The following is a 20,748-nucleotide window of genomic DNA, read 5'->3' on the forward strand; positions in this document are numbered from 1 at the left end:
TAAATTAGAGCCATCTCCTGTGATATGAATACTCCTTGCGATAACAAAGAAAGTTTTGATGTAATTGTTGTTGGAGGTGGTCATGCAGGCTGTGAAGCTGCACTTGCAACTGCAAAGTTAGGGCTTTCAACGGCTTTATTCACACTAAATATTGATCGGATTGCATGGCAACCATGCAATCCTGCAGTTGGAGGTCCAGCCAAAAGCCAATTGGTTCATGAAATAGATGCACTAGGCGGAGTTATAGGTGCCTTAGCTGATTCAACAGCGATACAAAAAAGAATCTTAAATGCTAGTAGAGGACCAGCAGTTTGGGCGCTGAGAGCACAAACCGATAAACGGAGATATGCACATGAGATGCTTCAAATCCTTCAAAACACTCCAAATTTGACTCTTCGTGAAGCAATGGTAACGGGTCTTGAAGTATCCGAAATTAATGAAAAAAAAGATACAGACGAAGAGTTTGTAGATTCAATTGGCAAGATAGAAGGAATCAAAACGTATTTTGGAAGCATCTATCTCGCTAAAACAGTAATTCTCACAACTGGAACTTTTCTAAGAGGAAAAATCTGGATCGGAAGTCAGTCAATGGATGCTGGGCGTGCAGGAGAGCAACCTGCAACAGGACTAACAGAAGCATTACAAAATCTTGGGTTTGAAACCAATCGACTCAAGACTGGAACCCCTGCAAGAGTAGATCGCAATAGCATTGATTTTAATTCATTAGAAGAACAACCTAGTGATGCAGCTGATAGATTTTTTTCTTTCGATCCTGAGAACTGGAAAAGTAGTGAGCAAATGAGTTGTCACATAACTCGCACAACCCAAACAACACATCAACTAATTAAAGATAATTTGCATTTAACTCCTATCTATGGCGGATTTATCAATAGCAAAGGTCCACGTTACTGTCCTTCGATAGAAGATAAGATTGTTCGTTTTGCCGAAAAAGAGTCACATCAGATTTTCTTAGAGCCAGAAGGTAAAGATACTCCTGAAATGTATATCCAAGGATTTTCAACAGGGTTACCAGAAAATATTCAATTGCAATTACTTAGGACTCTTCCTGGTCTACACAATTGCATAATGCTCCGTCCAGCTTATGCAGTGGAATATGATTACTTACCGGCCACACAGCTTTTACCTTCACTGGAAACAAAGAAAATCAAAGGGCTCTTTTGTGCCGGACAACTTAATGGGACAACAGGCTATGAAGAAGCTGCTGCTCAAGGTCTAGTTGCTGGTATCAATGCATCACAAAGGATTCAAAATAAAGAAGCAATTCATTTTGCACGAGAAGAAAGTTATATCGGCACAATGATTGACGACCTTGTAAAACAAGACCTACGAGAACCTTATAGAGTTCTAACCAGTAGAAGTGAATATCGACTAGTGCTTAGAGGGGATAATGCCGACAGAAGGCTCACGAAACTAGGTCACAAAATAGGGCTGATTGATGAACGTCGTTGGAATATATTTCAAGCAAAGCAAAAAGCCCTAGTTGAAGAGAAAAATCGATTAGAAAAAGAGCGTATTAAAGAAAATAATACGATTTCTTTAAAGCTTGCAAAAGAGAGTGGTGCTGATATCAAAGGTTCAATCACACTAGCGAATCTTTTACGTCGCCCAGGTATTCATATGTCTAATTTAATTCGATATGGATTAGTAAATTCAAATCTTCCACACGACATTTTGGAAGGTGTAGAAATTGACATTAAATACAGTGGTTATCTTGAACGCCAGCACTCTCAAATTGAACAACTCAAAAAACAAAATAATAGGGTCCTTCCTAAAGGCCTAAATTACACAAATATAGGCACACTATCCCAAGAAGCAAGAGAAAAGTTAAATTCCATTCGACCTTCAACATTCGGTGAAGCTGCACAAATACCAGGAGTAAGTAAAGCAGATTTAACCGCTTTGCTTGTATGGGTTAAAATCCAAAATAGTAAAATCAATTCCAAAACAGCAGCACACGAAAGTAATAATAAATCTAATTCAACAATTCCATTTAAGGTGCGGAGGTAATTCTGGAACAAGTACTCTTTGAATCACCTAAGCCAATCTGGGAAGCCGTAACTTCATCAGTACTATCAGGTAAGGTTGCAATCGACTTGCCTGGTGCATGGCAACTGATGTTGCTAGGAGATGGAAGTCCAACAAGACATATTAGTCTCTTAACTGGTCATGAAGTGAAAATAGAGCTAATCACAATGCAACCTAACTCGGTTATCAACAACAGAGCACCTACAGAGATCAATGAACTTCAAGCCCCATTGCTAAGACGGCAAGTTTGGCTTCAATGTAAATCGGAAACTCTCGCATGGGCTGAAAGTTGGTGGAATCAAACAGAAGCTGAGTATCATCTTAAAAACAAAAATGAGCCAATATGGCAAAGTCTCACACAAGGCCGTTCTGAATTATTTCGTGAGGTTGATGGCCTTGCATTAGTCAACGCCAAATGGCTAGAAGATAAATTTGAAAACCAAGGTCCATTTTGGAGCAGACATTATAGATTTTTTCGTAATAAGAAAGAGTTAACTGTAATACGAGAAGTTTTTAATCCTGTACTTGAAAAATGGCTGGGAAACTCTATGCGAAATCAAGTTATTAAATCCCCTTCTCATTAATATCTCCTTCGACTAGACCTAGGTAAAGAACGTTTATTGTCAGTTTTATCATTCTGAGAAATACTTTTAGGTTCTTTAAATCCTGTCCTTTTTGATCGACCGCGTTGCCACCTGTCAACCGTAAAAGCTGAATCATCAGGCCATTCTTCGGTGAGCTCAGGATCCGTAATATGATCGCGAACAGATGCAGGTTCGCCTTGAATCATCTTGGGAACTCGCAAAGAAATTGCTTTTAAAGGTCTTTTTTTCATAGGAATATTGTCAATCATATCAACATCATTAAGCGGCTTTGTAGATTCAGACCATTCTTCCTCCTCAAAAAACCAATCTATCTTCTGACCTACCCAACGACCCATATTATTCAAGGCATAACGATTGTCTTTACTACGTTGACCTGGTCGGTTCCCGGCAACTCCATCAACTAATTGTTTACCCGTTTCCACTAATTGATCCATTCTGCGTTCTATAGCATCTCGAGAACGGGATCGACGCTGATTTGGGTATCGACTGCGATTCATATATTTAAATTTATCGAATTTTCCTTTGAATGAATGAAAAAAAGAAAGCTTTACAAGATTCAATAAGTATGTAATCTCAAAACAATCTGTACTTAGCAGTTTTCTGAAACAGGTTCATAAATTAAAACGCAATTGGAATTCCAACGTCCATCATATAAAGCATCGCAACAATGCTTACATGCCAAACCTCTTACAAGACGTTTATAAGGAGAACGAAGGCCACAGGAAGGACATATTCCCCACCATTTGGGCAACTTTACGGGAACTGGAAATTGATGACGAACACTAATTTGAAATTTATTCTGTGCAGAGTTTATTTCTTTCATTCGTGCATAAAAGTTAGGACCATGTCCCTCGGAAACTTTTAAAACAAGATCAATCCATGCATGAATCATCTCATGACAAAGAGTACTTTCGACTGCACTGCTAGGAAGATTCTCTAAAATTGGGCTTGATAAAACAATTTCACATACCCTATTTCCTCGAGATTTCCTGCCATGACGATAAAAACCGGCAGTATTGCGCAATCTCCCGTCACTCCACCTCACAGAAACAAGTGGTTTCAATCCTTTAACCAGTGATCCGTCAAAATACTCACGATTAAATCTATGAAATATTGGCAACAGAGGGATTAAAGCCATTAATTCATTATTTAGAAGAAATTACGTAACCGAAGTGATCACATTGTGACTAAAAGAGACTTAGTGTGGAATAGTCTTACTCCTTAAAGTTAGTAAAACTAACTTTCTTCATTAATCAAATTTCAACAATGGAAGGGGCTTTAGTTAAAGCAATCGGAATCAAAACACTCCTTTATGGAGGATCTGCTTTGCTTCTATTCTGGACGTTTAACGCCATAAAGCTAGTTATCGGAGCCCGGGGGATAAACCCTCTTGTAAAGCAATTCTTCGATCAAATAGCCTCCGGACGAATAGATGCTGCATATAGACTCACAACAAAAACCTATAAACAACATGTAAATAGACAAGATTTTTTAAAATTCTTAAAAGGACTTGAACTGAATAAATACAAGAATTTGAAATCAGGTCGGCCACGCATAGAAGACAAGAAAATCATCCTTACTTTAAATCTGAGGTCTGAAGATAAAAAAACAGAATTACCATTAGAGTTCACTTTCACAAAAATTGAAAAAGAATGGAGAATCAATCGAATTGGGAAAGCCAACAAATAATAAAATTCCTCATCCAATTCAGTGTTAGAAATTCCTAAGAAATACTCACAGCGAACTGCAGAACTGCGGAGTCTCTTAAACAAAGCTAATCATGCCTATTTCGTACTTGATTCACCTTTCATTGAAGACGCTGTTTATGATCGCCTATATAGAGAACTCATCGAACTAGAAAAACAATACCCTGCTCTTATTACCCATGATAGTCCTTCTCAAAGGTTAGGTGAAAGGGTATCAATAGGCTTTAAAAGCATTAAACACAGAATTCCCTTACAAAGTCTTGAGAATGCTTTCAACTTAGAAGAGCTAAAGAATTGGCATGCAAAGCTTCAAAAATCTTTTGATCAAGAGCTCACAATGGTTTGTGAGCTCAAAATTGATGGTAATGCAATAGCTCTGAGTTATGAAAATGGAGTTCTACAAAATGCAGCGACAAGAGGGGATGGAACAGAAGGAGAGGAAATTACATCTAACGTAAAAACAATCAGATCTATTCCACTAGCTCTTCAACTAGAAAATCCACCAAATTGGGTAGAAGTTCGTGGTGAAGCCTTTATCCCAAATGAGATTTTTGAGGCAATTAATAAAGAGCGAGAAAGCAATGATCAACAAGTTTTTGCAAATCCAAGAAATGCTTGCTCTGGGACTCTGAGACAATTAGATCCCAAAATAGTTGCATCGAGATATTTAGATTTCTTTGCATACACTATTCACCTACCAGAAGAATGGATACCCGGTAAAGATGACCCTAAAAAACCTGAAGGTCAATTTGAAGCATTGGAGTGGCTAAAAATAGCAGGTTTCAAAGTAAATCCAAATGCACAATTAACTCCACAACTAGAACAAGTGAAAGCATTCTGCAACGACTGGGAACAGCGGCGTCACAGTATGCCATATGCCACAGATGGAGTCGTAGTCAAAGTAGAGAATTTTAAGTTGCAGAAATCTATAGGAATAACCCAAAAAGCACCTAAATGGGCAATTGCTTTTAAATATCCAGCAGAAGAAACTCCTACTCAACTTGAACAATTGTCATTCCAAATTGGAAGGACTGGTGCCATCACACCTGTTGCAGAATTCAAGCAAATACATCTTGCCGGTACTCTTGTCAGTCGAGCAACATTGCACAATGCAAAAAGAATGGCTGACCTGGATATTCACTCTGGAGATACAATTATCGTTCGCAAAGCGGGAGAAATCATCCCAGAGGTTGTAAAAGTAATTAAAGAACTAAGGCCACAAAATACAACAAAACTATGCATGCCTCGAAGATGTCCAGAATGCAATTCAGAAGTAGTTAAAGTATCTACTGAGGCAATAACTAAATGTATAAATTCTTGTTGCCCAGCTATCCTTAAAGGGACTTTATGCCATTGGGTCAGCAAAAATGCAATGGATATTGAAGGTTTTGGAGATAAAATTATTCAGCAATTGGTAGAGAAAAAGCTTATTACCTCTATATCAGAGCTATATAAATTAGATAAAGACACAATCGCTAATCTAGATCGAATAGGAGAAAAATTAGCTATAAAACTATTGTTGGCATTGGAAGAATCTAAAAAGCAACCTTGGCATAAACAACTTTATGGCTTGGGGATTTCTCATATAGGAGAAGCTAATGCAAAAGCAATTGCTAAGGTTTTTCCAGATATATTAAAATTGAAAGCTGGAGTTTTGGATACACCTGAATTGATATCTGATATCTATGGAATAGGCAATGAGATATTAGATTCATTATGCCAATGGTTTGAGAATCCAACAAATGAGGAATTAATCAAAGATCTGAAAGTATTAGGAATTTCTTTATCGAATAATGTACTCAACTATTATTCCCAAAATAAAGGTAAAGAACTTATAATCAAAGCAATCAATCAAAAAGTATTCGTGATTACAGGTACTTTCCCAACATTATCTCGTAAAGATATAAAAGAAATGATTGAAAATGCTGGTGGTAAAGTTAATTCAGCCATTAGCTCAAAAACCAATTATCTCATTGCGGGAGAAAAAGCAGGTAGCAAACTAAAAAAAGCCAAAGAACTAGAAATACAAGTTATTAATGAAAAAGATTTCACCAGGCTTTTGAAAGGTTAAAAATATGTCTAATAAAATTATTTTCTCCTTAATCAAAACAAGCTGCGGAAGGGCAAAATATAATGATTTAGCTTCAAAAGAAGGATTTATTGCAAAAGCAAGGCTGGCTTGGTTTATATTAATAGCATCAATCCGAGATTTGAATATAAAGAATAATCAATAAAACTATTTTTTATCTTGTAAAAGTTTACTAGCAGATCTGGCTGTTAAAAAAACTATTAAGAAGGTTGATAACAATCCTATTAAAGTCAGTAAAAAAGAAAATAAATCATTTCTATTGGAAAGTATTTCATTGAATCTTGAAATCTCACTAGCCAATGATCCCAATGAAGAGTATAAGAATGTTCCTGGGAATATAGCTAATAGTCCAATTATAAAATCTCTAAGGCTTACATTGCTTAGAGCATATGCAACATTTAAAAGGCCAAAAGGAAAAAGTGGTGATAAACGAGTCAAAATTATTATTTTCAGACCTTCATTATCAATTATTTTTTCAGCTAATTGAAATTTAGGCAATCTATCTATGTTCTTTATAAGCCAAGTCCTTAAAAACAGTCTGCTTATAACAAATGTGATGATTGCACCTAAAATAGCTCCTACAAATACATATAAGCTACCTAAAAATGAGCCGTATATAAATCCCCCAATCATCGTCATCCATGAGCCTGGTAAAAGAAAAATTACCCAGATTGCATAAAATATAATAAAAGCAATGACTCCTAAAGGTGTACCAAAGAAGTGAAATTGACTTTGAAAAAAGTTTTCTACAAATTGGTAGTTAAAATCTAACAACTTACTCTAAACCTAAAATACGCTGACGAACCAACTGAGCCTGAGATTCTGCATTAGCTAACTTATCTCTACATTCGGTAATAACTGTCTTTGGTGCTTTCTGAAGAAAACTAGAATTACTTAAACGATTTGAGAGGGATGAAATTTCCTTTTCAGCCTTAGTTAAATCTTTCTCTAAACGCATTCGCAAAGCATCTAAATCTACTAAGTTTTCAATCGGTAAAATCACTTCTAACTGACCAGAAACGCCTGCTAAAGATTTGTAATGCAATTTGCTGACAATATCTTTAGGATGGATAACCTCTACTTCGCTCGCTCTTGTAAGTGCTTGAATATCAGGAATAGCTTTTTGTAGTAAATTTAAAAGAGACTGATTGTTCGTCACAAATCGAACAGGAGCCTCTTGCGATGGTTTCAAGCCTGCTTCAGCTCTTAGATTTCTAACCAACCTTATTGAGTCAAATAACTCTGCAAAAGATAACTCTAACTCTTGATCTAATAATTTTTCATCCAGCCTTGGCCAAGATTGCAATGCAAGCAAGTTTGTAACAGGGCACCCTGTCACCGCATGCCAAAGCTGCTCCGTGAGATGTGGCATTAAAGGATGCAGCATTACAAAATACTCTCTCAACACCTTAAACATCACCATTTGCGAGTTTTTACGATCAATCAACTGACCCTCTGTAGGAGAATCTCCTAAAGAAAGTCGACGTTTAGTTAGCTCAACATACCAATCACAAAAATCATTCCAAGCAAATTCATATAAACCCTTAGCAGCATCTCCAAGTAAATAGTTTTTATATCTTTCAGATGTCTCCAAATTAACCTTGGACAGTCTTGATAAAATCCATTTATCTGATGGCTCTAAATTCAAATAATCTATATCACCATATATCTCTTCAAAAGGAATATTTCCGCGATTGATTAAAGCAAACCTAGTTGCATTCCATAGTTTATTGGCAAAATTCCTTGCAGCCTCAACTGTTGGCGAAGTATCGGTAGCACGATCATAATCTAACCGTATATCTTGACCTGCTCCGACAACTTCTTTAACTAAAGCAAATCTAAGTGCATCAGTTCCATATCTATCAATTAGTAGCAGTGGGTCTATTCCATTCCCCGAACTTTTACTCATTTTACGATTGTATTCATCTCTAACCAAGCCATGAATATAAACATCAGAAAAAGGTATTTGGTCGGTAAAAGCAGCTGCCATCATTGTCATTCGCGCTACCCAGAAAAAAATAATATCAAATCCTGTTACTAAAGTATTCGTAGGATACCAACGTGAAAAATCAACATCCTTTTCATTTGGCCAACCTAAAGTCGAAAAAGGCCATAAACCACTAGAGAACCATGTATCTAGAACATCCTCATCTTGTTTAATCACTACATTATCCCCATATTTTTGCTGAGCCTGTATTAATGCATCTACCTCATTACGAGCAACTATATAAGGGGTCTGATCAGTGACCTCATTATTTGTTTCACTCACAACAAACCACGCAGGTATGCGGTGTCCCCACCACAATTGTCGACTAATGCACCAATCACGAATACCAGTCAACCAATCACTGTAAACTTTTGCCCAGCGATATGGGACAAAACGTGGCTGGTCTTTCGTAAGTAACGAACGACAACGATCTGCCATTGGTTCCATACGAACAAACCATTGCGTTGAAAGTAACGGCTCTACCGGTACTTTGCCTCTTTCAGAAAAAGGAACCGTGTGATTATATGGTTCAACCTTAGTCAGCATTCCCTTTTCCTTTAGTGCTGCTATTACTGCTTTTCGAGCTTCAAAACGATCAAGTCCATCAAAAGGACCAGCATTTGCATTCATAGTTCCATCTTTATTCATTACTGTGATCTGTGGTAAATCATGTCTCTGACCAATAGCAAAGTCGTTAGGGTCATGAGCAGGAGTAACTTTTACACAGCCTGTACCAAATGTCTTATCAACATGATCATCTGCTATCACAGGAATTTCACGTCCTACAAATGGCAATAAAAGTTTTTTACCAACAAGCTTTTGATACCTTTTATCCGACGGATTTACGGCAACGGCAACATCCCCTAACATTGTTTCAGGACGAGTAGTAGCAACTTCAAGATACGAAATAGCATCATCAGAAGATACATCTATCAAGGGATAGCGAAAATGCCAAAGATTGCCATCAACTTCTTTCATCTCTACTTCTAAATCACTCACCGCTGAACCTGAGGCTGGGCACCAATTCACAAGATATTCTCCTCGATAAATCAAACCTTGTTGATGTAAACGAACAAAAGCCTCAGAAACCGCCTTACTAAGTCCTTCATCCATCGTAAATCTTTCTCTTTGCCAATCAACTGAAAAACCCAAACGACGTAATTGCTGAACAATCCGACCACCACTTTCCGACTTCCATGCCCATGCTCGCTTTAAAAAAGCATCTCTACCTAATTGATTTCGAGTAATCCCTTCTTCTTTTAATTGCTTTTCCAAAATTGTTTGAACAGCAATAGATGCATGATCAGTTCCAGGCAAACACAGAACATTTTTTCCTTGCAAGCGCTGAAATCTTACAATTGCATCTATCAAAGCAGTATTAAAAGCATGTCCCATATGTAAGCTTCCAGTGACATTGGGAGGAGGAATTACAATCGCAAAAGGTTCGCCTTCATCACTAGCATTGGGATGAAAAGCAGCTAAGTCATCCCATATTGCTTGCCAACGAGACTCTGTGGCTACGGGGTCATATCTGTTAGAAAATACATCCGCTGCATTTCCTAAATCATCTTTAGCTGACTGCTCTTTCACAAAAATAAATTAATTCAAACCATATAAGAAAACCCTAATGAAAATCTGAGTATTTGTAAGAATCATTAGCCACTTTCTGAGGAATTCCATGGAATTGAAATTAATTGATCATGTAATAACCATGTATTGGAATCAGAACTCAGTCTCAAACTCAAGCCAGTTATTTCTAATGCCTCTCTGCATTTTTCATATATCAATGGTTGATCAAGCTCTATAGGCATCACGAATACCTTGGTTTCTGCAGGATCTCCCAAAATATAGAGGCCAAGTTCTTCTAATGTTCTTTCAAAAAAAATCTTTCTCATACGAATAGTTAAAGGTAATCCCAAGGCATCAGCAAAAATCTGAAGGCTTTCTCTCTCCCCTGAAAAGCCACAATTTAAAGACAACCATATCAAGAACTTCGCCCAACTATCCACGGTCCACATCGGCTCAAAACTAGTTCTTTGATTTCGGACCAACTCAGACAAGGCAAAATCAAAGGTTTTCGCTTGAATATCTGCATGAATAGTTTTTTTCATAACAACATTTTCTTTTTCTAATAAAATGAGATTTGATGGCCACCTAAAACATTAATTAAAAATCATGGATTTAAATGACCCAGAACTAGAGTTCTCTGATTTGATTTACGCCTATCAAAGCTGGGTAATGGCTGTAATCAATGATAAGAAACTAACAAATGGAGAAGAGCTTCTTACAGAAGACATAGCAGATGATGCAATTAATGCAATGAGATTCCTATCTGGTGACGTAACTAATGCTATAGAGACAAGTTTAGCAAGAGTGTATGACGTGGATGCAGAGGAATTGGCATCATTACTGTTCCCAGAAGAGTAAAAGATTAAAAGTTTTTAATTAAACTTGGAAGATAAAATATTAAGTTAATAGGAATAGGTTACACGTTATAAATACTTATAAACGTCCTTAAATTCCAGTATTACTTATCAAGATTTAATTTAAAACCTGTGCCACATCCACTTGCCTGTGCTCCTTTTGGAGTGCTAATCAAAAAACCACCCCCAGTTAAATCTCCAAAATAATCAAGTTTTAAACCCTCTAACAAAGACAGTTGATCTGATGGAGCATATAGGGTTATTCCATCAGTTCTAGCAATCGGAACTCCAGATTGATGGCCAGATCTCAATCGAATATATAACCAGCCTTCACCAAAACTATCAGGCAATAAATCAATATGCATTAAACCTGGTGAACCAGCAAAAGTTGACTGTCGAACAAGTTCAGCAGCTGCAGTTGCTGTAATAGTTAAACCAAAAGTCTTGAGCATCTTGCCTTAATTGACCAAATGGGCGATCCAGGGTTCGAACCAGGGACATCCTGCTTGTAAGGCAGGCGCTCTACCGCTGAGCTAATCGCCCGTTATACAATTGTGCCTTAATAAGAATAAACCTAGGTATGACTAAGTGTTGAAAATTAATGGCATAGTAAAAAAATTTGAACAATAAAATTAGTCTAAACGGATGAGATGAAATAAAATTCAGAAGATCCTCACAGGACAAAGCCTCAAAAAATGAAAAAATTCTCTATAAGCATCCGATTACAATAAATGACTAATAAAATTAAAAAAACCCAATCTGATCAAGCCATAAACGAATTATTAGAAATAGTCGCAAAGCTACGGGACCCTAATCATGGTTGTCCGTGGGATATAAAGCAAAACCATAAATCATTAATTCCATATGCAATTGAAGAGGCTCATGAAGTAGCAGATGCCATTAAATATGGAAATAATGAAGATCTTTGCGACGAACTTGGCGATTTATTATTGCAAGTTGTCCTTCATGCACAAATAGCAAAAGAAAGTAACCACTTTTGCTTTGAAGATATCGCAAAATCAGCCACTAAAAAAATGATAAGGAGACATCCACATGTTTTTCAGGAGAATAAAAGAAAAAGTTTAAAAGAAGTTGAGAAAATTTGGGAAGATATCAAAAAAATAGAGCGAGGAGAGGCAACAAAAGACTACACGTTTAGTGAAAGATTATTAAAAAAAATACGATCCAAAGCTGCTCTCAATGGATCGATATACATTTCTAAAAAGAGTATTGACAATGGAATAGAGCTTAATAAGAAAGAAGATTTATGGGAAACACTTGTAAGAGAAATTACCTCCTTAAAAAATGAAATAGAAAAAGAAAATATAAAAGAAGCTAGCAATATCTTAGGCAAGCTACTATTTTCCCTTATTAATTTTGCTATCTCACATAAATTAGATCCAGAAGAATCTCTCAACAAATCAAATAGGTTCTTCTTAAATCGATTCAATCATATAGATTCTAATAAAAATAGAGTGGAGATCCAATCTCTATCAAAAATAGACCGAAAAATTATATGAGAACAAGTAACGGCTTTTATTAAATATCATCTTAACTATCATTATCTATTTTAAATGAATTAACCATGAATTATTTTATGCAATTATCAAACTTATTTAATAAGTGGAAAGATGAATATCAAGAAGACGTAAGATATGGTCTTAAGTCTAAAAAAGTGATCGAAGCGAGAAGCGATTTTCAAAAAATATCTATATTTGAAACTAATCGATACGGTAAAGCATTGCTCTTAGATGATTGCTGGATGACCGCTGAATATCAAGAAAAGCAATATCATGAATGTTTAACACATCCCGCATTAACAAGCGCAAAGGAACTTAATAATGTTTTGATAATTGGAGGTGGAGATGGTGGTTCAGCTAGAGAATGTCTCAAATATACAGAATTAAAACTACTAGATCTTGTTGAAATTGATAGTAAGGTAATTGAATTGAGTAAAGAATACCTTAGTAATATTGGAGGCAATTGTTGGAAAGATAAGCGACTTAATTTACAAATCAAAGATGGAATATCTTGGGTGGAAAATTCTAAGGAAAACTATTACGATGCAATCATTATTGATGGTTCAGACCCTAAAGGCCCAGCAAAAGGTTTATTTAACAAAGAATTTTTCCAAAATTGTCATAGAATTCTTAAACCTGATGGTGTTTTTGCATCGCAAAGTGAGTCTCCAGAAGCTTTTAGAAAAATTCACATTGATACTGTAAAGACAATTCGTGAAATCTTTGAATATGCAGATCCTTTATATGGAAGTGTGCCTATATATCCAAGTGGTTGGTGGAGCTGGACATTTGCCTCCATAAATCACCCAAGATATCTCAAACCTCTTGAATCAAGAGCTAATCAAATACAAGAAACATGTGAGATATGGAGCCCTAGGTGGCAAAAAGGCTCATTTGATGCTATTCCTGCAAATCTTGAAAGAGAGTTTAATCATGAATCCAAAATTTGATACCGAAGGCTCTATTTATATGGGAGCAAAAAGGGATTTAAATAATTACGAAGTTGGAATTTACGGTGTTACATATGACGGGACAACATCTTTCCGGCCAGGCGCTAGGTTTGGGCCTTCTGCGATTAAAAATGTTAGCAATGGAATAGAGACGTTCTGTCCACAGTTAAATATGGATCTTGATGAAATTAATTATGCAGATTTAGGTAATTTAGAAATCTCATTTGGAGCACCAGAGCCTGTAATTCAAAAAGTTTTTGATGCTAATAATTATATTTATTCACTAAAATCAAAACCGCTTGTACTAGGGGGAGAACACTCTATTACCAGTGGTGCTGTTCAAAGCGCTTCCAAACACTACCCAAATGTAATTCTTATACAACTAGATGCACATGCAGATCTTAGAAATGAATGGTTAGGATCAAAATATAACCATGCTTGTGTAATGAGAAGATGCCTTGAAATCCTTCCTAGTAAAACAATCTTGCAAGTTGGAATAAGAAGTGGAACAAAAGAAGAAATATTAGAAATAAAAAATGAAAATAGATTAGTTAAGCATATCTTTGGTGAGCCAGCTAATGAACTTGATCAAGTATTAAAAGAGCATATTGGGAAACCTATTTACTTTAGCCTTGATCTAGATTGGTTTGATCCCAGTATTATGCCAGGAACGGGAACACCAGAACCAGGTGGTTTTCTATGGCAAGATTTTGCTGCAGTGATTGATGTTATCAAGAAACATAATGTTATAGGTGCAGATATTGTTGAATTAGCGCCGCAACTTGATCCTTCAGGTATTAGTAGCATCCTTGCGGCAAAAGCAACAAGATCAATAATTATGTTGCTTAACCAAGCTATATAAAATACTAGTCAATCATCTTTTTCTTTCAAAGTAAAAGATATTTTTATTCATTGCTAAATACAAAAGAAGATTAAAGATTACTTGATAACTAATTCTCTATCAAAATCCAATTGAGTATCAGAATTGATTGTTTTTTCATCAGGGATTGAAAAAGATGATTCTTTATGGTCCCAATGATGACAAATTGCATATGATGCAATTTCCGAATGAACTATTATTTTCCGAAGTAAGCAGATGTTACTTGCAGCTGATTGAGGCTTACTGTTGTATTTACAAGTTTTGCAACATTTTTTGAATGACATAAGGAATGCCTTAAGAATCATAGATTAGTTAAAATTTTCTAATCAGGCCACAAATAAGAAAATATATATTTTGTATAGTTTTTCTAAGTTCTGCTCCTGTATGCCAAATGGCTAAAATTGGCAAAAAACAATAATGACCTTAAAACAAACACCGTTATACACAACTTGTCTAAATGAAGGTGGGCGCATGGTTGAATTCTCAGGATGGAGAATGCCCATTCAATTCTCAGGGCTTATCAACGAACATTATTCGGTAAGAAATCATTCAGGCATGTTCGATATTTCTCATATGGGTGTTTTTTTAATAAAAGGGATAAATCCAAAAGATGCTCTACAAAAACTAGTTCCATCAGATCTTTACCGTATCGGACCAGGAGAAGCATGCTACACACTCTTGCTCAATCAAGCTGGAGGAATTATTGATGATCTCATTGTCTATGACCTAGGAACTGATGAAGATAACAAAGAGCAAATTTTAATAGTGATAAATGCTGCTTGCATAGATGCAGATATCAGTTGGATAAAGAAAAACCTAAATGAAAGCAATGTTGAAATTACAAATGCTAAAAAAAATAGCGTCTTAATTGCTATACAAGGGCCAGAATCGCAAAATCAGCTCAGTAAAGCTTTGGATCAACGAATCTGTAGTATTCCTCGATTTGGTCATAAAGTAATTCAATATAAATTAAATAAAAATGAGCCAGTTGAATCAATTTTCATTGCCCGAACTGGTTATACAGGGGAAGATGGATATGAAATCCTCTTAAAACAAGACCCAGGCATCAAATTATGGTGCAAATTAATTGAAAACGGAGTCATGCCATGTGGATTAGGAGCAAGAGATACATTGAGACTTGAAGCGGCAATGCCTCTTTATGGAAATGATATCAATCAAAATACAACGCCCTTTGAAGCTGGTTTAGGATGGTTGGTGCATCTAGAAACTCCAGGAGACTTTATTGGAAAACAAGCTCTTATGAAACAAAGTCAAGTAGGTATCAAAAAAAAATTGATTGGCTTACAACTAGAAGAGAAAGCAATACCACGAAAAAATTATCCAATAACACATGATGGGCAATTAATAAGTCAAATCACCAGTGGAAGCTGGTCTCCTACATTAAAGAAAGGTATTGCTCTTGCTTATTTACCAATAGAATTAGCAAAATTAGGAACAAAAGTAAACATCAAAATCCGAAATCAAATGCATCTAGCAACTGTTATTAAAAAACCTTTTTATCGCAGAGTTTCCTGACATAAATCAGGTTTTTACAAACTCAAAACATTCATTATGGGAAACTCATTCTGTATACATAAATCCTGACTATGCGCAGCAATTACTGTGGAGAACTGCGCAAAAAGCACATTGGCTCCAATGTCAAACTTTGTGGCTGGGTAGATCGATGTCGAGATCACGGAGGAGTGATTTTTATCGATCTAAGAGACAAAACTGGGACGATCCAAATTACAGTCGATCCTGATCAAGGGTCAGACTTATTTTCCATTGCAGAAAGTCTCAGGAATGAGACTGTTTTACAAATCAATGGAATCATTCAATCTAGGCCTCTCGAATCAATTAATAAAAAACTAAAAACTGGTGAAATAGAAGTATTAACAAAAGATTTAAAAATATTAAATGAAATCCAAAGCAACTTACCTTTCACCGTATCCATACATGATGAAGAAACAGTAAAAGAAGAATTAAGACTTCGATATCGCTATTTAGATCTCAGAAGAGAGCGTATGACGCAAAATCTTCAATTACGTCATAACGTAATAAAAGCAGCAAGAGATTTTTTAGATAAAGAAGGTTTTCTAGATGTTGAAACACCTATTTTAACTCGCTCTACTCCTGAAGGAGCAAGAGATTATCTAGTGCCATCAAGAGTATGTGAAGGAGACTGCTTTGCATTGCCACAATCTCCTCAATTATTCAAACAATTATTAATGGTTGGGGGAATTGAACGCTACTACCAAATAGCAAGATGCTTTCGTGATGAAGATTTGAGGTCAGATAGACAACCTGAATTCACGCAACTTGATTTAGAAATGAGCTTTATGAATCAAGAGCAAATTCTTAATTTAAATGAACAGTTAATCGCGTCAATTTGGAAAGCAGCAAAAGGGATCGATCTTCCTATTCCTTTTCCTCGATTGACATGGAAGGAATCCATGGAACGTTTTGGGACTGATAGGCCTGACATGCGATATGGGATGGAACTGATAAATCTAAATGAAATTCTTAGGAATATAGGATTCAAAGTTTTTTCACAAGCAATTGCTTCTGGAGGTTGTGTAAAATCTATCACTGTCAAAGGAGGTAATAAATCCATTAGCAATGTGAGAATTAAACCAGGTGGTGATATTTTTGGAGAGGCAGAAAAAGCAGGAGCAAAAGGACTTGCCTTTATACGAGTTCGTGAAAATGAAGAAATAGATACAATAGGTGCAATAAAAGATCACTTAAGCATCTCTCAGAAAAAAGAACTTCTAGAAAAAACCAATGCAGAAGAGGGTGATCTAATTCTTTTTGGAGCAGGTGACACAATAACTGTCAATAAAACACTTGATAAAATCAGACAATACCTTGCTAAAGATTTAGATCTAATTTCAGTCGCAAAAGAAGCATGGAACTTCCTTTGGGTAATTGATTTCCCAATGTTTGAATTCAATTCAGATGAAAACCGGCTTGAGGCTCTACACCATCCTTTTTGTGCTCCAAATAATAATGATCTAGGTGAACAAAAATCTTGGGAACAAAATCTGCCAACCGCTCGAGCACAAGCATATGACCTTGTTTTAAATGGTCTCGAATTAGGTGGAGGATCGATACGTATTCACAATTCTGAGCTACAACTATCAGTTTTAAAGACTATAGGTTTGCCATTGAATGAAACGAAAAAACAATTTGGATTTCTCTTAGAAGCTCTTGAAATGGGAGCACCGCCTCATGGAGGACTTGCTTTTGGAATAGATCGGATTGTAATGCTGCTAGCTGGGGAAGAGTCAATTCGCGACACAATCGCTTTTCCTAAAACTCAACAAGCAAAATGCTTAATGACCGAGGCACCTGCTGAAGTATCAGAAAAACAATTAAAAGAACTTCATATAACAAGCACATTAGCCAAGAATAAATAAATTCATTTAATTTTCTTGGTCTTATTCAAGATCGAGTTAACTTAAAGCATACAAAAAAACTTAATGACAAAATTTGTTTTCGTCACTGGGGGAGTTGTATCAAGTATTGGTAAAGGAATTGTTGCTGCCAGTCTTGGACGATTACTCAAATCAAGAGGATATAGCGTATCCATTTTGAAATTAGATCCATACCTAAATGTGGATCCTGGAACAATGAGCCCATTTCAACATGGGGAAGTCTTTGTCACTGAAGACGGTGCGGAAACAGACCTAGACCTAGGGCATTATGAACGTTTTACTGACACAGCAATGACCAGGCTGAATAGCGTAACGACAGGATCAATATATCAATCTGTAATTAACAAGGAAAGACGAGGGGATTACCAAGGTGGAACCGTACAAGTAATTCCTCATATTACAAAAGAAATAAGAGAAAGAATACATCGCGTAGCTGCCAATAGCCATGCAGATATTGTGATTACAGAAATTGGGGGAACTGTAGGGGACATTGAATCACTTCCTTTTCTAGAAGCAATTCGTGAATTTAAAAGTGATGTCGGAAATAATGATCTTGCTTACATTCATGTAACTCTTTTACCTTATATAAATACTTCTGGAGAAATAAAAACTAAACCAACACAACATTCCGTAAAAGAATTACGTTCAATAGGAATTCAACCGGACGTCTTAGTCTGCAGAAGCGACAGAACTATTAATAAAGAGTTAAAAAATAAAATTAGTGGTTTTTGTGGCGTCAATAATGAAGCAGTTATTCCTGCATTAGATGCAGACAGTATTTATTCAGTTCCTCTATCATTAAAAGAAGAGGGGCTTTGCAGAGAAATGCTGAGAGTTCTTGACTTAGCAGATCATGAATGTGATTTAGCCGAGTGGGAAAGACTAATTCATCAACTAAGGAACCCTGGGCCATCAGTAAAAGTAGCTCTTGTAGGAAAGTATATTCAATTAAATGATGCCTATCTCTCAGTAGTCGAAGCTTTAAGACATGCCTGCATAAGCTGTAATGCTTCTCTGAATATTGAATGGGTGTCTGCTGAGAGAATAGAAAAAGAAGGCGCCGAAATTCTCCTCAGGGGTGTAGATGCAATAGTAGTACCTGGTGGTTTTGGAAATAGAGGAGTCAATGGAAAAATTAGTGCAATCAAATGGGCAAGAGAACAAAGAGTTCCATTTCTAGGCTTATGTCTAGGTATGCAATGTGCAGTAATTGAATGGGCACGTAATGTAGCAGGACTAGAAGAAGCCACAAGTTCAGAACTAAAGCAAAACACAAAACATCCCGTGATTCACTTGCTTCCTGAACAACAAGATGTAATGGATCTTGGAGGAACAATGAGACTGGGAGTATACCCATGTCGATTAGTACCTGGCACACTAGGGCAAAAGCTTTATGCAGAAGAAGTCGTATATGAGAGACACAGACATAGATATGAATTTAATAATTCATATCGCAATCTCTTTCTTGAGTCTGGGTACACTATTAGTGGGACCTCACCAGATGGTCGCTTGGTGGAATTAATAGAGTTAAAAACACATCCTTTCTTTACAGCTTGCCAATATCACCCTGAATTCTTATCTAGACCAGGTAAACCTCATCCTCTATTTAAAGGATTAATTGAGGCTGCACAACTACGATTACCAACGACACCACAAGAAGCATTAAATCAAACAAGGAATACTTTCCAAAAGGTAAAAGGGGAAACTTGACGAGTCACTTACCCATAGTTGAGACATTTCACTCTCTTCAAGGAGAGGGTACTCATTTTGGCAAAAGTGCTTTTTTTATTAGAATTGCAGGATGTGAGGTAGGCTGCCTATGGTGTGACACCAAGGAATCATGGTCGACAGAAACACATAAAACAGCAACAATCTCAGAACTTTGCAAACAAACTGTACAAGCACAGTCCCAAGGTGCAGCTATTCTTGTGATTACCGGAGGGGAGCCATTACATCACAATCTCACTCCACTATGTGAAGCAATCATGCATTCAACTATTGCAGAAAATAAAAAGAGAATACCTATACATCTTGAGACAAGTGGTGTCTATCAATTGAGTGGGGTAATGAATTGGATTACACTATCCCCAAAACGTCATTTACATCCTCAAGAATCTGTTTTAAGAGCTTGTGACGAATTAAAGATAGTCATTCATCAAGAAGAAGACTTGATTTTTGCTGAGGAAATGGCTCAACAATCACTCATTGCAAAAAAAAGCAAGTCTAAAGATTCCAAAGATTCACTTATACCTCATCTATTTCTCCAACCTGGATGGAACAGCGAAAAAGGAAAACAGTTAACAATTCAATATATAAAAAGTCATCCTAAATGGAGATTAAGTGTTCAAGCCCATAAATGGTTAGGGGTACTTTGAAAACTAAAAAGTTTTAACTATAGTTATCTGTTAATAAAAAAAAGAATGTCTTGCACAAAATCTTCTAAAACTATTGCATTACTGTCAGGCGGTCTAGATTCTGCAACAGCAACTGCTCTTGCAATAGAGAAAGGGCAAACAGTTATTGGCTTATCATTTAACTATGGACAAAGACATAAGCGAGAAATTAATGCCGCTAAAAAACTGGCAAATTACTTTAACCTAATAGAGCATCATATTATTGATATCAATTTATCTACCTGGGGGGGATCTTCTCTCACTGACCCTAAAAAATCAATTCCTAGTAATGGTGTTTTAGAAGGGGTCATTCCTAACACTTATGTTCCTGGAAGAAATACGGTATTTATTTCTATTGGTCTTAGTCTTGCTGAAGCTAAAAAAGCAAATCAAATAGTACTAGGGATAAACGCTATGGATTACTCAGGGTATCCTGATTGTAGGCCAGATTATTTAGAGGAATTTCAGAAACTTGCAAATCTTGCAAATAAAGCTGGCAGAGAAGGAAATGGAATTAATTTATGGGCACCATTAATTCATTGGAATAAAGTAGAAATAATTCAAGAAGCTATAAGATTAAATGTTCCAATAAATCTCACATGGAGCTGTTATAACGGCGGGGAAAAACCATGCGGAGTATGTGATAGCTGTCGAATTCGCAATGAAGCCCTCAATAAAATAGGTTACTTCAAATCTTTTAGCAATAATTAGG

At 36.3% G+C, this 20,748-nt stretch carries 21 protein-coding genes and 1 tRNA gene; 14 read left to right on the top strand and 8 right to left on the bottom strand.

The window, feature by feature from the left end; genetic code table 11:
• Positions 1-24: 24 nt before the first annotated feature.
• Together mnmG and EV07_RS08875 are read left to right on the top strand one after the other, a co-directional pair.
• Positions 25-2,028 (top strand): tRNA uridine-5-carboxymethylaminomethyl(34) synthesis enzyme MnmG, encoded by a 2,004-nt coding sequence (mnmG, locus tag EV07_RS08870; protein ID WP_036919596.1) that lies wholly within the window; start codon positions 25-27, stop codon positions 2,026-2,028.
• Between the two features lie 35 nt (positions 2,029-2,063).
• The gene (locus EV07_RS08875; RefSeq protein WP_036919598.1) at positions 2,064-2,630 is read left to right on the top strand and encodes a chorismate lyase; all 567 of its coding nucleotides are present in this window, start codon (positions 2,064-2,066) and stop codon (positions 2,628-2,630) included.
• Here the strand turns inward: EV07_RS08875 and EV07_RS08880 are convergent.
• Complete coding sequence (locus EV07_RS08880; protein WP_036919832.1) at positions 2,627-3,148, bottom strand: hypothetical protein; 522 nt, start codon at positions 3,146-3,148, stop codon at positions 2,627-2,629. The two genes, EV07_RS08875 and EV07_RS08880, sit on opposite strands and share 4 nt — an antisense overlap.
• Positions 3,149-3,240: 92 nt before the next feature.
• Positions 3,241-3,789 carry a SprT family zinc-dependent metalloprotease gene (locus EV07_RS08885; protein ID WP_036919601.1) on the bottom strand — a complete coding sequence of 183 codons (549 nt, stop codon included), beginning with the start codon at positions 3,787-3,789 and terminating at the stop codon, positions 3,241-3,243.
• Positions 3,790-3,917: 128 nt separating this feature from the next.
• On the opposite strand from EV07_RS08885, the gene EV07_RS08890 reads away from it, so the two are divergent.
• Genes EV07_RS08890 through EV07_RS10010 form a run of 3 tightly spaced genes read left to right on the top strand, consistent with a single transcriptional unit; the run spans position 3,918 to position 6,591 of the window.
• Complete coding sequence (locus EV07_RS08890; RefSeq protein WP_036919602.1) at positions 3,918-4,340, top strand: hypothetical protein; 423 nt, start codon at positions 3,918-3,920, stop codon at positions 4,338-4,340.
• Positions 4,341-4,361: 21 nt separating this feature from the next.
• Positions 4,362-6,428 carry an NAD-dependent DNA ligase LigA gene (ligA, locus tag EV07_RS08895; RefSeq protein ID WP_052043931.1) on the top strand — a complete coding sequence of 689 codons (2,067 nt, stop codon included), beginning with the start codon at positions 4,362-4,364 and terminating at the stop codon, positions 6,426-6,428.
• Positions 6,429-6,432: 4 nt separating this feature from the next.
• Positions 6,433-6,591: a hypothetical protein gene (locus tag EV07_RS10010; RefSeq protein ID WP_193742732.1), complete on the top strand. Its 159-nt coding sequence runs from the start codon at positions 6,433-6,435 to the stop codon at positions 6,589-6,591.
• A gap of 2 nt (positions 6,592-6,593) precedes the next feature.
• On the opposite strand, the gene EV07_RS08900 is transcribed toward EV07_RS10010, so the two are convergent.
• The 3 genes from EV07_RS08900 to EV07_RS08910 all read right to left on the bottom strand — a co-directional run bounded on the left by EV07_RS08900 (position 6,594) and on the right by EV07_RS08910 (position 10,544).
• Positions 6,594-7,220, bottom strand: a complete 627-nt coding sequence (locus tag EV07_RS08900; protein ID WP_036919605.1) for a TVP38/TMEM64 family protein — start codon at positions 7,218-7,220, stop codon at positions 6,594-6,596.
• Between the two features lies 1 nt (position 7,221).
• Complete coding sequence (locus EV07_RS08905; RefSeq protein WP_036919608.1) at positions 7,222-10,023, bottom strand: valine--tRNA ligase; 2,802 nt, start codon at positions 10,021-10,023, stop codon at positions 7,222-7,224.
• A 65-nt stretch (positions 10,024-10,088) separates the two neighbouring features.
• Entirely contained in the window at positions 10,089-10,544 is a 456-nt protein-coding gene (locus tag EV07_RS08910; protein WP_036919609.1) for a hypothetical protein, read from the bottom strand.
• Between the two features lie 64 nt (positions 10,545-10,608).
• Here EV07_RS08910 and EV07_RS08915 point away from each other — a divergent pair, with 64 nt between their 5' ends.
• Positions 10,609-10,860 (top strand): hypothetical protein, encoded by a 252-nt coding sequence (locus EV07_RS08915; protein ID WP_036919611.1) that lies wholly within the window; start codon positions 10,609-10,611, stop codon positions 10,858-10,860.
• A 100-nt stretch (positions 10,861-10,960) separates the two neighbouring features.
• Here the strand turns inward: EV07_RS08915 and EV07_RS08920 are convergent, their stop codons facing one another.
• On the bottom strand, positions 10,961-11,308 hold the full coding sequence (locus tag EV07_RS08920) for an AIR synthase (protein WP_036919613.1): 348 nt from the start codon (positions 11,306-11,308) through the stop codon (positions 10,961-10,963).
• Positions 11,309-11,327: 19 nt separating this feature from the next.
• Positions 11,328-11,399, bottom strand: a tRNA-Val gene (locus EV07_RS08925).
• A gap of 188 nt (positions 11,400-11,587) precedes the next feature.
• On the opposite strand from EV07_RS08925, the gene mazG reads away from it, so the two are divergent.
• From mazG to speB, 3 genes are all read left to right on the top strand, one after another.
• On the top strand, positions 11,588-12,376 hold the full coding sequence (mazG, locus tag EV07_RS08930; protein ID WP_036919836.1) for a nucleoside triphosphate pyrophosphohydrolase: 789 nt from the start codon (positions 11,588-11,590) through the stop codon (positions 12,374-12,376).
• A gap of 77 nt (positions 12,377-12,453) precedes the next feature.
• Complete coding sequence (gene speE, locus EV07_RS08935; RefSeq protein ID WP_036919615.1) at positions 12,454-13,326, top strand: polyamine aminopropyltransferase; 873 nt, start codon at positions 12,454-12,456, stop codon at positions 13,324-13,326.
• A complete protein-coding gene (gene speB, locus EV07_RS08940) occupies positions 13,310-14,188 on the top strand; it encodes an agmatinase (protein ID WP_036919618.1) in 879 nt (292 codons plus the stop codon). Before speE ends, speB begins: the two co-directional genes overlap by 17 nt.
• A 77-nt stretch (positions 14,189-14,265) precedes the next feature.
• On the opposite strand, the gene EV07_RS08945 is transcribed toward speB, so the two are convergent.
• On the bottom strand, positions 14,266-14,490 hold the full coding sequence (locus EV07_RS08945) for a hypothetical protein (RefSeq protein WP_036919621.1): 225 nt from the start codon (positions 14,488-14,490) through the stop codon (positions 14,266-14,268).
• Between the two features lie 133 nt (positions 14,491-14,623).
• Between EV07_RS08945 and gcvT the strand changes: the two genes are divergently transcribed.
• The 5 genes from gcvT (at position 14,624) to queC (ending at position 20,747) form a co-directional block, all read left to right on the top strand.
• Positions 14,624-15,742, top strand: coding sequence for a glycine cleavage system aminomethyltransferase GcvT (gene gcvT / locus EV07_RS08950; protein WP_036919623.1), 1,119 nt, complete (start codon positions 14,624-14,626; stop codon positions 15,740-15,742).
• A gap of 71 nt (positions 15,743-15,813) precedes the next feature.
• Positions 15,814-17,625: an aspartate--tRNA ligase gene (gene aspS, locus EV07_RS08955; protein WP_036919626.1), complete on the top strand. Its 1,812-nt coding sequence runs from the start codon at positions 15,814-15,816 to the stop codon at positions 17,623-17,625.
• 63 nt (positions 17,626-17,688) lie between these two features.
• Positions 17,689-19,353 carry a CTP synthase gene (locus EV07_RS08960; protein WP_036919629.1) on the top strand — a complete coding sequence of 555 codons (1,665 nt, stop codon included), beginning with the start codon at positions 17,689-17,691 and terminating at the stop codon, positions 19,351-19,353.
• On the top strand, positions 19,350-20,018 hold the full coding sequence (locus EV07_RS08965) for a 7-carboxy-7-deazaguanine synthase QueE (protein ID WP_036919632.1): 669 nt from the start codon (positions 19,350-19,352) through the stop codon (positions 20,016-20,018). Before EV07_RS08960 ends, EV07_RS08965 begins: the two co-directional genes overlap by 4 nt.
• Before the next feature lie 33 nt (positions 20,019-20,051).
• The gene (gene queC / locus EV07_RS08970) at positions 20,052-20,747 is read left to right on the top strand and encodes a 7-cyano-7-deazaguanine synthase QueC (RefSeq protein ID WP_275040938.1); all 696 of its coding nucleotides are present in this window, start codon (positions 20,052-20,054) and stop codon (positions 20,745-20,747) included.
• Position 20,748 lies beyond the last annotated feature (1 nt).

Origin of the sequence: Prochlorococcus sp. MIT 0603 (assembly GCF_000760215.1) — a bacterium.
GTDB lineage: Bacteria > Cyanobacteriota > Cyanobacteriia > PCC-6307 > Cyanobiaceae > Prochlorococcus_E.